This window comes from Ruegeria sp. YTSA064 (assembly GCF_059610325.1).
This window is the reverse complement of the sequence record NZ_JBXWNK010000025.1, coordinates 1-10,847: the sequence shown is the minus strand read 5'-3', so window position 1 is coordinate 10,847 and position 10,847 is coordinate 1. Positions and strand designations below refer to the sequence as shown.

14 protein-coding genes and 2 pseudogenes are annotated in these 10,847 nt (G+C 52.6%); 4 read left to right on the top strand and 12 right to left on the bottom strand.

Annotation, left to right across the window (positions count from 1 at the left end):
• Window positions 1–146: 146 nt before the first annotated feature.
• Window positions 147–635 (bottom strand): MarR family winged helix-turn-helix transcriptional regulator, encoded by a 489-nt coding sequence (locus AC2FI7_RS22645; RefSeq protein WP_170768124.1) that lies wholly within the window; start codon window positions 633–635, stop codon window positions 147–149.
• Window positions 636–738: 103 nt separating this feature from the next.
• On the opposite strand from AC2FI7_RS22645, the gene AC2FI7_RS22640 reads away from it, so the two are divergent.
• The 3 genes and pseudogenes from AC2FI7_RS22640 to AC2FI7_RS22630 all read left to right on the top strand — a co-directional run.
• Window positions 739–1,107, top strand: a complete 369-nt coding sequence (locus AC2FI7_RS22640) for an antibiotic biosynthesis monooxygenase family protein (RefSeq protein ID WP_170768125.1) — start codon at window positions 739–741, stop codon at window positions 1,105–1,107.
• 37 nt (window positions 1,108–1,144) lie between these two features.
• On the top strand, window positions 1,145–1,588 hold the full coding sequence (locus tag AC2FI7_RS22635) for a hypothetical protein (protein ID WP_170768127.1): 444 nt from the start codon (window positions 1,145–1,147) through the stop codon (window positions 1,586–1,588).
• 388 nt (window positions 1,589–1,976) lie between these two features.
• Window positions 1,977–2,081: pseudogene (locus AC2FI7_RS22630) on the top strand (hypothetical protein); the annotation flags it as partial.
• A gap of 17 nt (window positions 2,082–2,098) precedes the next feature.
• Here AC2FI7_RS22630 and AC2FI7_RS22625 read toward each other — a convergent pair.
• From AC2FI7_RS22625 to AC2FI7_RS22585, 9 genes and pseudogenes are all read right to left on the bottom strand, one after another.
• A complete protein-coding gene (locus AC2FI7_RS22625; protein ID WP_496833713.1) occupies window positions 2,099–2,470 on the bottom strand; it encodes a hypothetical protein in 372 nt (123 codons plus the stop codon).
• An 18-nt stretch (window positions 2,471–2,488) separates the two neighbouring features.
• Window positions 2,489–2,992, bottom strand: coding sequence for a helix-turn-helix domain-containing protein (locus tag AC2FI7_RS22620; protein ID WP_496833711.1), 504 nt, complete (start codon window positions 2,990–2,992; stop codon window positions 2,489–2,491).
• A 278-nt stretch (window positions 2,993–3,270) separates the two neighbouring features.
• Window positions 3,271–4,032, bottom strand: a complete 762-nt coding sequence (locus AC2FI7_RS22615; protein ID WP_496762363.1) for an HNH endonuclease — start codon at window positions 4,030–4,032, stop codon at window positions 3,271–3,273.
• A 9-nt stretch (window positions 4,033–4,041) separates the two neighbouring features.
• Window positions 4,042–4,746, bottom strand: a complete 705-nt coding sequence (locus tag AC2FI7_RS22610; protein ID WP_496833710.1) for a hypothetical protein — start codon at window positions 4,744–4,746, stop codon at window positions 4,042–4,044.
• A gap of 3 nt (window positions 4,747–4,749) precedes the next feature.
• A complete protein-coding gene (locus tag AC2FI7_RS22605) occupies window positions 4,750–4,890 on the bottom strand; it encodes a hypothetical protein (RefSeq protein WP_496833708.1) in 141 nt (46 codons plus the stop codon).
• Window positions 4,890–5,399 (bottom strand): hypothetical protein, encoded by a 510-nt coding sequence (locus AC2FI7_RS22600; protein WP_496833706.1) that lies wholly within the window; start codon window positions 5,397–5,399, stop codon window positions 4,890–4,892. The genes AC2FI7_RS22605 and AC2FI7_RS22600 overlap by 1 nt, the downstream gene beginning before the upstream one ends.
• 14 nt (window positions 5,400–5,413) lie before the next feature.
• Window positions 5,414–5,781, bottom strand: a pseudogene (locus AC2FI7_RS22595) (transposase); the annotation flags it as partial.
• A 53-nt stretch (window positions 5,782–5,834) separates the two neighbouring features.
• On the bottom strand, window positions 5,835–6,491 hold the full coding sequence (locus AC2FI7_RS22590; protein WP_496833704.1) for a 2-keto-4-pentenoate hydratase: 657 nt from the start codon (window positions 6,489–6,491) through the stop codon (window positions 5,835–5,837).
• 219 nt (window positions 6,492–6,710) lie between these two features.
• Window positions 6,711–7,007: a hypothetical protein gene (locus tag AC2FI7_RS22585; RefSeq protein ID WP_496833703.1), complete on the bottom strand. Its 297-nt coding sequence runs from the start codon at window positions 7,005–7,007 to the stop codon at window positions 6,711–6,713.
• Between the two features lie 131 nt (window positions 7,008–7,138).
• Here AC2FI7_RS22585 and AC2FI7_RS22580 point away from each other — a divergent pair, with 131 nt between their 5' ends.
• Entirely contained in the window at window positions 7,139–7,399 is a 261-nt protein-coding gene (locus AC2FI7_RS22580) for a hypothetical protein (protein ID WP_481668348.1), read from the top strand.
• A 530-nt stretch (window positions 7,400–7,929) separates the two neighbouring features.
• Here AC2FI7_RS22580 and AC2FI7_RS22575 read toward each other — a convergent pair.
• Window positions 7,930–9,474, bottom strand: a complete 1,545-nt coding sequence (locus AC2FI7_RS22575; protein WP_496694465.1) for a ShlB/FhaC/HecB family hemolysin secretion/activation protein — start codon at window positions 9,472–9,474, stop codon at window positions 7,930–7,932.
• 219 nt (window positions 9,475–9,693) lie between these two features.
• Window positions 9,694–10,626 (bottom strand): SdiA-regulated domain-containing protein, encoded by a 933-nt coding sequence (locus tag AC2FI7_RS22570; RefSeq protein WP_142639638.1) that lies wholly within the window; start codon window positions 10,624–10,626, stop codon window positions 9,694–9,696.
• Window positions 10,627–10,847 lie beyond the last annotated feature (221 nt).

Here is a 10,847-nt window from a genome sequence, read left to right as displayed (position 1 = left end):
GAACTCGACCGCATTTCCCCAAAATCACCACAAGATTCTGCTTGCGTTCCCGGAGGCGTCCACACATGCACGCTCGGGTCAGTTGGGCCAGGTAGCGAAGGTCGACTACGAGCCCACTTTGACCGGTGCCGCACTCTCTATGAGCGTCAGCTTTGGGTCGGGTTCTGATCTTGCCGCGTTGAGGCTTCTTCGAGACGTGTTTTGAGACGGTCGACAACATTTTGCGCTGTCGCAATATCATCTGGCGACAGGCCTTCCGAAAGTTCATTCACCCATGGGATTTGCCTCGCAATCGCGGCTTCGAACAACTCCTGCCCCTTTGGGGTCAGTACGACTAAGTGCGCCCGCTTATGGTGAGGGTTCGGCTGAAACTCCACCATGCCTTCTTTGCTCAATTCATTGATGATCCGTTGTACGCCCTGCCGGTGAACGCCCATCGTCCGTGCATGCCAGGCAACGGATTCCGGTCGATCAGAATAGGCGATGGCACCAAGAATCTGCCATCGAGCACTTGTTAAACCGAGTTCTGATACGAGGCGATCACCGGCAAGCTGCAATCGACCGTTCAACCGAAACACATCCAGTATCAAGGCTGTCACGGCTTTTCCTTCTTCGGTCCTTCGTTCATCCGGCATAACGACTCCTCATTTTATTTGACAACACGTTGTCATTGTGCTTGATGCTTCCTAAATATGACAACATGACACCAAATCAAAGCTACTTTCAAGGAGTACCGAAATGGTCAGTTTCAAACCTCTCGACCCAGAGTTTCCCATTGAACGGCAATTGAACATCGACGCTGGACCCGTCGTTCTCGTCAATCTCTTCACAGTCGACCCAATTGACCAAGTCGCCTTGGTAGAAGCTTGGAAGTGCGATGCCCAATGGATGAAGAAGCAACCGGGTTACATCAGCACCCAACTGCACAAAGCCGTTGGCGACGGCAGCATGTACCTGAACTACGCGGTCTGGGAGTCTGTTGCGGATTTCCACGCGGCGTTTTCAAACCCCGAGTTTCAGCAGCAGCTCAGCCATTATCCCTCAAGCGCTGTGACCGCCCCCCATCTGTTTGAGAAGGTTGCGGTGCCGAATTGCTGCACGGCCTGACGAAATCCTTTCCAAGAGCCAATTTGAGTGAACCGCTATGAAAACTAAGATTCACGCCATCGCAGGGGGCATCGGCTTTGTGATGATCCTCCTCTTCTGGACATCAACGGCCACCAGCGAACTCTTTGCGAGCCATGAAGCGGTCGCAACCGTCAAGGCATTGATCCTGAAAGGCATGTTCATCCTCATCCCGGCAATGGCGATTGCTGGCGGATCGGGCATGGCAATGGGCCGGAAACGCAAGGATGCGCTGACGAAGGCCAAGAAAACCCGAATGCCTGTCATTGCATTGAACGGCTTGCTGATCCTCGTACCGGCCGCTTGGTTTCTGGCTGGCAAAGCCGCTGCTGGCGAGTTCGACAGCACCTTTTTCACAGTTCAGGTGATTGAGTTGATCGCTGGCGCAGCCAACCTCGCGATGATGGGATTGAACATTCGCGATGGGTTAAGGATGACCGGCAAAATTCGAAGGCTTCGCTGAAAGCTCGATTCTGATCCAAGCACTGGCGAAATTGCCGAGATTCGAGCAAATGCAGCGAACTAATGCTATGTCCGCTTGTCGGGATTTGCAAAGCTCAGTTTCGAATGTCCGATTAGGGCTGAGACCGGTCCTCAACAACCATTTAGCCTATGGCAACTTTGTCCGCACAGCAAACATCAAGAAGAATTCCTTCAATGTTCGAATAGAGCCCAAAGATGGTATTGTCAGAAAAAGCTGGGCTTTAAAAAGCTATATATAAACAACGAAATATTATTAACATAATGTATATTATGAGAGTTTTCATGATGTAGCCGCAAAGCTAAAATGTCACCCATGAGCAATTCAGGAATGTCACTGTACCCTCAAAAATCATTGAGGGCGAGCGGACATGGGATTGGTTGTCATGAGCGAGCGCGAGCTTAATCGAATAGAAGTGCTGAGCCAGGTTTCCCAAGGCCGAATGACGGTGGTTTCCGCCGCAAATTTTCTGAACTTGAGCCGCAGACAAGTTCACCGTTTGCTCAGGGTTTTCCAGACTGATGGTCCAGCTGCGCGCTCTGCGTTGTCGCGGTTGGCCTGGTTGTTTTCCGCCGTCTCGGTCCAACCACCTTTTTTGTCGATGGAGAAGTAGCCGTTGTGCACTTCATCGGCTTCGATATCGAGATCGACCTTCTCGAAGAGGGTTTGATAATCGGGATGCTTGGCCAGATTCCGATACTCCTCTTCGAACATAAGGGCATACTTGCCCTTTACGATGTTTCCGTCCCCATCGTACTGACGGTAGAAATCTACGCTGTCTATGAAGAATAGGCTCAGCACTTTGACTTCACGCTTTTGCGCGGCAAGACTACCCAGCTCGAATTCGCTCGGCTCTCTGGGCATCGTTCTCAAATCAATTATTCACTCTTTCAATGAGATTTTCTCCATGATTTTCGGATCTTTCTCGATCATTGAGAGATACTTTGCAGTGGGTCCTGATGGCGTGCGGCTACCATCCTCGTATTTCTGAAACGTCTTCACCTCAAAGCCGTACGCAACACAGAATTGCTCTTGAGTATAGCCGAGACGCTTCCTCAACCGCGGGAGGTTCACACCCTTGTCCGGCGTTGTAGAGACAGCCTTGACGCCAGCCTGCTTCAGCTCAGCTAGCAGTTCCTTCAAATCTGAGATTTTGGGGAGCAAGATCAGTGCAGTTGTTCCCGTTGTAGCAACCTGCTCAACAGCGCGTTTGGCTTTGAGAAGCGAGATGCCGCACTTCGCAAGCGCGCGAGAGGCCTGAATGATGTCAGGGTTTTTTGATGCGCTAACCAGGGCGATTGAGCCTTTTGATCCGGATTGGTTTCGGACGACGTCCTTGACTGGCCCCAGTCGTTCGGCGAGCGCCTTCAATGATGAGTTCGTCATAGTTCACAGTCTCCAATACGTAACGGCTAATTGTTCTTAGCCGCGCTACACCCAATCGGTTCGCCTCTAAGCCTTGGATGTGAAAACCACGAAGGATTATGATTTTCTCACGGAGCTCGGCCTCAGCGATCACCGTAATTGTAGGGACGCGCACAAACCTTCATGCACCCCATAAGTTTGCAAGATTTGCCCATAAGTTTGCATTGTTTCGCGATAATAGTGCAGAGAAGAGCAGGTAAATCGCCTTATGCGGGTGCTAAAGGATAGATTTCAGTTTCTCAAGGATTGAACACCTGATCGCGATGCCAGATCAGGTTTTCCTTGTGCCCAGCAGTTAGACCAGAGATCCGCTTGGAATGTCCGGACAACGAGCTCATTGCCGGCGCGGACAGTTTACTCGAAAACCAAGGTGTCCCGTCGTCCTTAAAAGTCACCAGACCCTTGTCGAATGCTGCGTCCCATAATGCTGACAGCAAAATTCCGTTGTGGACGTCCAATCGCTCAGCATCAGTTTCGCAGTCTTTCCACGGCTTAATGTGTGAGGCTCTAAGGAGTTCAGTGTCAGAAATGTCCGAAATCGGGCAGCGACCCTGCCAATAAGAGATCAATCGATTTCTGAAAATATCCTGACCAATGCGCTGCTTGACCAACCGCTCTGCCTCGGTTTTCTCCGGCAAACCATCGGTTGCAGCCTGAAATTCCTCCAGAGGGCCGTCTGGCAGGCTCACGGACAGCTCGTAGATGCGGGTTAGCACAGGATACAACTCGGACATCTGTGCGGCGCTGTAGGCGGCGATACCGGGGTGTGTGACGTGAGCTTTTGGAGATGGAAGCTCGGCGACAACGCCCGGGTGGTCGATTGCGACATACCAGGATCCGTTTTCACTGTCTGACGCTAGAAAAATCGTTCCTCTCGCCGTTGTCGATCCGAAAGCCGCCCATCCATTTTCTTGGCCGAGTTTCTTGCGGAAGCCGTTCTGCCACGCCGCTTGTTCGCTGGCGGAATAAGTTACAAAAGATTGGGGAGACTCAATTGCCATAGCTACACTTCACCAGTAACGCCGTGGAGGGTGGCGCTGCAACAATCCGGCCAATTCGCGGTACTCGCGCAGAAACCACTCGCGGTCTTCTTCCCAATCTGCGACAGCAAACCTTTGGTTGTTTCGACCGCGCCGCAAGTCTGCCAGCATCTTTAAATGCTTCTCGATTGTTCGGAACCGCTGGTATGTCGCGGGTGCGCCCCATCCCTGGTATTTTGGATCAAGGTCTGATGGGATCTCGATCCGGAAACAGACATCCAGCCGCTTTTGTCTTTCACGACTGGCAAGACCACGGGTCTTTCCTACCCTGTATCCGACATAGGCCAAGGGCGAGCGGTCTTCACCGACGAAGGAGCCATCCAGAAAGGCGCGCATATCTCGCTTGATATCCGGAGGGATTGGCCGCTCGACCAGCGCATCATGTTGCATCTGTGCCCTGTCGCGCTCTGCACGGGCAACGGCTTCTGCCTCTGCTTTTTTGCGTCGCGCGTCCTCCTCGCGTCGTTCCCGTTCAGCCTTTCTTTCTTCAAAGAACCGCAGGATAGGCGATATACACGGCACTTTGCGCTGTCCGATGAAGCGACCTACGCGCTCAAAGGAAATGTTGGTGTCCCAACCGACTAGGCGCACCCCGCGGAGGATTAGCGCCAGCAAGAGCCAGAGCAAAAAGACCAGCAAAGCGAGGACGAACAACGCGGCCAGCAAGAATTCCATCCTTTACATCCCCATCGCGCTGAAGTCGCCGTTGGCCTCGATCCAGTCCCAGGCTTCTAGGACGAGGCGGCGGGTGGGGTATTCGCCGTGTTGGCGGATTTCCGCTAGAGCCATGCGGGGCACTGATGCTTGCAACCAAAACATCACTGTGCCGCCTCTGTGGTCGAGGCAGGATGGCAGAGACTGGGGTCTCCTGGCGGTGGAGACAGAGGGCTTTGGTATGCGGTTCCTGATGCTTTGGCCGCAGTCATTGCGTCGTAAGCCGTTAGAACCAGCCGTTTGGTGCGGAATTCTTCATGATCGCGTTCCTCGTACTTCCGGAGCACTGTGAACGAGTCCAGGATCCATTCAGCTTGCTCGCGGTCCAATCCGTAGAGGTGAAGCATCGCAGCGTCGATTTCGGCTTGGATATGGGCTCGACGTTCCGAGGTCCATGTAAATGGGGGATGACTGTGCCCGAGGTCTTCGGCAAGAGCAGCGAGTTCCCTGTTGGTATAGAACAACTCGAATGCACGCGGTAATAGCCATTTTCGAGCGGTTTCACCCAACCAGTCATATTCAAGACTCAAAGTGGCGCGGGACAATACAGCCGCTTGCTCCATCACGAAGAACGTCATTGCATTAGTCTTCTGACGGACTCCGTAATCTGTCACGAGACTGCTCAATACCGTCGCCCCCATCCGCGATCATGCTTTTTTTGAGCAACCGCAGTTCAAGAGCCTGTTCGGCAACCACCTCCTTCAGATCACGGGCTTCCCGTCTCAGATCCTTCACTTCGGTGGAAGTTGCCGCGCGGGCCGTGTCGCCTGCCAGACGTTTCTTGCCGGCTTCCAGGAATTCCTTGGACCAGCTGTAGTAGAGGCTCTGCGCGATGCCTTCACGGCGGCAGAGCTCTGCAATGCTGTCCTCGCCTTTTAGGCCGTCCAGCACGATCTTGATCTTCTCTTCTGCGGAGTACTGTTTGCGGGTCGCACGGCGAATGTCCTTTACGACCTTCTCACCGTGGCTCTGCTTGGTTCCGGGTTTCTTTCTCATCTCCACTCCTTGGCAGTTACGATGAGCCAGAAACCCTCTCTTATCAAATCGACCTAAACTGTCCCATGGGCGCTGACGTCAGACACAAGATGAGCCAGGACTTCAATTGGGCCTCCAAGCGCGTTTTCACCCTTGCCGGACTCGATGGCCTCGGTGCCCTTGAACAATGCTAGTGGCACCTCTGCCAAGCCGGTCAAGACATCATGCGTCGCCGCGATTTTGTCGCCAAGAACAAGGCAGCCGTGCAATCCTTGTGCTGCGATTGAATCTTCGACCGAGAATTTCCAGTCGGGATAAATCGATTGCACAATTTCAAATCCTGGAGCGACCCACTCCACGCAACCTGCCAACTGCTCATTGTTCATTTCAGCTGTTGGTGCATGTTTAAGGCCCAGTACGATTTCTGGCTCGATTCTCGGTTCTGAATACCTTGCCAAGTTTACCGGCTGATCAGTCGAAAACAGCCCATCTGCGTGGACCTCTCCCCAAATGGGTTGATCCACACCGTAAACAGGCCAAATCGTGCGGTTCGTGAAGCCGACTTTTCTGCCAACTCTTTCTTTGTCCAGAATCTCGCGGACACGACTAGCAATCGAATAAGCGTCATCCAGCGATAGCTGTCCTGCCTCTGAAGACAGTTTAGGTATCTGCTGGGCAGAGGTCAGGGCATCAGCAATTGTCTGAGCGTTAGATTCAATATCTCTTGTCATATTCGCATTATACGCTCCGACGGCTGGATTGCGATGCAAGCGAGGTTTTGAAGGGCCATCGTCGGAAACTCAAAGGCTTGCAATGAAAGTGTGGATATGCCTCATTAACCTTCTGAGAGATGACACCTTCGGTTGATGTCTATTCTTCAACTTAACCTTGGTTGGAAACCAGCTTCCCACTCGGAAGAATTCCTCTAAGGCTTCAAGATGTGCCTGGCGCTACTGCTGCTTTCGTTTGACCGAAATAATGCAGCCAGAGTGTTTTGGATGTCGTGCCGGTACATCGCGTGCCATTGCGTCCACGTTTCCGAGGTGCCGCAACGCTCCGTTGTTCAGCAACACGCCTCGCCCAGCATCATAACGGCGCTGTCCAAATCCGCTGGCAACGCATTCCCAGTCTTCCTTGGCCGCCGCGTTGCGGAATCTCGGTAGGTCGTGCGGATCATGCCGCCCAGGTGTTGCTGCGACGTGATCGTGTTTCTTCGCATTGCTTTGGTGGGTTAAATGGTGGGACACTTGTGTTGTGCCAGGTTGTTGGACAGTACCGGTTGTCGGCCTCGGCTTGGGACGCATGATCGTCACGACGCCTTGTGGTTTCGGATGCCCTGGGACGGCCACGTGAGTTGCCGTAGGTTTTGGTGTCAACTGTGGAACCTGGCCAGGAACCGCCGTGGGAACCTGATTGGGGGTTGCTGTTGGGACAAGCGGTGGCGTCGCTGTTGTACCGCTGGGTTGCGGAACACGGCCGGGCACTGCGACCGGAATTTGGTTTGGTGTTGCAGTCGGGACGAGCGGTGGCACAGCAGTTTGACCGGTGGGCTGAGGCGGGACCTGACCAGGAACTGCGACTGGTATTTGGTTTGGTGTCGCGGTGGGCACAAGTGGCGGCACCGCTGTTGGGCCGGTAGGTTGAGGCGGAACCTGGCCAGGGATAGCTATCGGAACTTGATTGGGAGTTGCAGTCGGAACTTGCGGCGGCACCGCGGTAGGCCCGGTAGCCAATGGCGGAACCTGATTTGGAACGGCTGTCGGAACCCGGTTTGGAGTCGCATTTGGAGTCAAAGGCGGAGCTAGGGTCGGCGCTACTACCGGCGTGGGAACCTGACCGGGAACCGCTATTGGTGTCGCGATAGGAACCTGACCGGGAATTGCGTTCGGAACCGCGCCCGGCGCAAGGACTGGAACAGTAACGGATGTGGGCGTTTGCTGGGTTCCCTTAGGCGGCAACTGATTTGCTACCGGCTGAGTTGGGCCGGTAATTTGATTACCTGTTCCTTGCCCACCGGCCTGCCCGCATCCTTGGCTTGACTGGTGAGGATTCCCCACGCCACGGCACCACCCGTACTGATTTCCGCCGGCAACGACCTGTGTAGCGGCCAGTTCTGCAATCAAACAAGCTGTTGTAAGTAACGCAATTCTGTTCAGTTTCATAACATCCTCACCAACTTGTTGTCAGAGCAAGATACGCGCCAGGATCGCCTGAGTCGGTCAACGGACCGTCTCTCAAAGGGACACCTACATATCCGGACAGGAATAGATTTTGCTTAAACTCAATGTCCAACCCAAGACCTGTCGATGCCAGTGTAGCATTGTCAACTTCAAAACTCGCAGGGTCATTGTTCGAGATGTAACCCACGTCGAAAAAGGCAAAGGGCGTTAAGCGATGTATGCTCTGGGAACTGGGGAAGTAGGAATGAGACACTTCGAAAATCGCGGAAATCCCGGAATCACCATCCACTTCGTCAAAACGATATCCGCGCAAAGCATAACGATCACCAAGGAAGTACTCTTCGACAGAGGGCAGCCGGTCTGTTGTGTACTGCCCCCAAATCTCGGTGCGCCAAGCTGTGTTGGGCGACAAGCCCGTTAGTGGGCTTTCGTATCCGATGCCGCCTCGTAGATGCCAGAACGAAGAGTCCCCGTCGTCAAAATTCGCGTCTGTCGTGTCGTTGTCATTGTCACCAAAAGATAAGGTTAGCCCCGCTTCCAGAGCTTGTCCCTTTGGATAGTTTTGCCCGTAAAGATATGTAAGGCCAACGACACTCGCGTCACTGGATAGTGGTACGCCACCACTGACTGAATCCGCTTTTGAAAGGCGATAGTCCAGCAGAAGATATCCATAACGGGCCACATCTCGGATCACGGGGTAACCCATCGCGACTGTGAAGTTCTCGCCGTCAATATCTGTTCTCGCAAAGTCCCCTGAGAGGTCACGTTTTGCGTTTATGTTCCCGTAGAAGATCTCACCGTACAGACCATTGCTGTTCAGCGGCGTGCGATAGGTAAGAGCGCCCCATAAAGAGTGCTCATCGTCCTTGTCCCAATTGTAGTTGCCTGATCCCTCAAATCGCAGCAAATCCCCGACGGTCAGCGTTGAATAAAACTCTTGCACGACATAGAAGCTGAGCGCTTCTCCAAGCTCACGCGGAGGGTTGTCGAGTGTCGCACTCCCGGCTTGTTTGCGCAGAGGCTCTCCCAATACTCTCAGCCGAGCACCAGCCTGATCCGGGTAATCAAGTTCGGTCGACAACTCCAAGTCAGGTATGTCCTCGGCTAGCATAACCGCCCGCTCAAATCGTTTCAGCGTTATGGGATAGGAGGTGGTGAGGGGCTGAAAAATCTTCTCTAGGGTTTGGAACGTACGAATATCTACGCCTTCAATTTCGATGGTTTGAATGCGCCCTTCATCAACAATTATGCTCTGCCCATCGGGGCCGGGCCAGGCCTCAGCCAAGAAGTAACCGTCTTCTCGGTAGATCTGCGTGATCGTTGATGCGACATCCACCGCTGTGATGCGCCCTGACCGATCAAAAGCCAACTGACCGGCAAACGTTAACAGCTCATCCGTATCATATACCGTTACGCCGCTGACAGAGTGCTGTGATGCGATGTCCCAGGTTTGGGCAATGCTGTATTTTGGAACTGCAACAAAGGCCACTAAAGTGCAAATGATCGCAATTACAACCGAATTGGATACGGGCATTATCGATAACCTTAAGGTGACTGAGCATGTTGAAGCCCAATGTTATTACATGGTTCGCATGTGTGAACCTGACGCTATTCGAATATATTGATGGGTGATGTTTTTTAGAAACATATCGAACAGAGCGCAGATTTACTTAATATGCTGCACATAAGACGGCACTCATTTACACAACCCCGCTTTTCAACCATGCAGAGTAGAGAACTAGTAGGACAGTCCTCACAACTCCGGTTGCTCAAAAACATAAAGCCGCGATTTCTTGGCATCATCTGTCAGGATATAGAGAAGCCCTCTGATCTCATCGAGAGCGATCCCTTCGGGATGTTTAACTTCTTTTTGTTTTCCATCTTCTGTGAACGTCAAACTGATAGACTTTACGGACTTGGATTCTGGATTGTAGATGAAGATCTGACGGCCTTTGTCACTCACAATCCAAAGAGAACGCGAGGACCGGGACCATGCCAGGCCGCTCAAATCCAGTTCATCATCATCTACACGCTCGGAGATAAAACCTGCATCGCGGGCTAAAGGAATGATCTCAATAATTTCGTCTAGCTCTGGCGATAAAACCATTAACAACCTTGGTTGTCCCTCAATGCCAACGAAGACCCGCCCGGATTCCGGGTCAACGGCGATACCTTCGGGTCCCTTATTCAAAGGGTTGCCGACGAGTAATTCAGCGGCGGTCGGGTAACCTTTAAGAGATGCGAGAGGTATTGTCGTCAGTTGAATGGGGTCAGTTGGGTGAACGACTAGGATTGATCGGTCAGTTTCTTGAAGCACCAAAACAGACCCATCTTTTCGAGGTGCAACACCCTCCAAATCTGATCCTGCCAATGCTGGCAACTTGAAAGAGTTTCCTAATACCCCGTCGACTCCGAGTAGGTGCAGTTTAGGTTCGGCATCACTTACAGACCACAAGAAGCCTTCAGTGTTAGACATTGCCAAACCGGAAGGCTCTGAAAATCCCTCTGATTTGTCTGCCACCTTGAATTTATCGACCAGAACCAAACCAGCACTTTCGGCGTAGGCAAAATCGGTCCAAGGCAAGAAGGCTGCCGCAACCAAGCTGGCCGTAAAAGCGAGTCGTCTAAGTTTGCAGAAACACCGTGAAATTGTAGGTTTTGACGGAAACACTTTGTTTTCTGCCATTCAATTTTCTCGCGCTTGGACCATATCCTTGTATCAGCGTTCGTATCACAGTCCGGACGCGATGTCCGAAGAATGCACGGTAATCTCTTTACCTGATCCCGCCTGTTGCGATTGAATTGAATAGGGCACGATGTGCCTTTGGTGAAGCGTAAGCCTTTGGCGTGAGCAGGAAGGAAGACAAGTTGAATACGACCCTCACATTTGTGACCGTGTTGTTGATG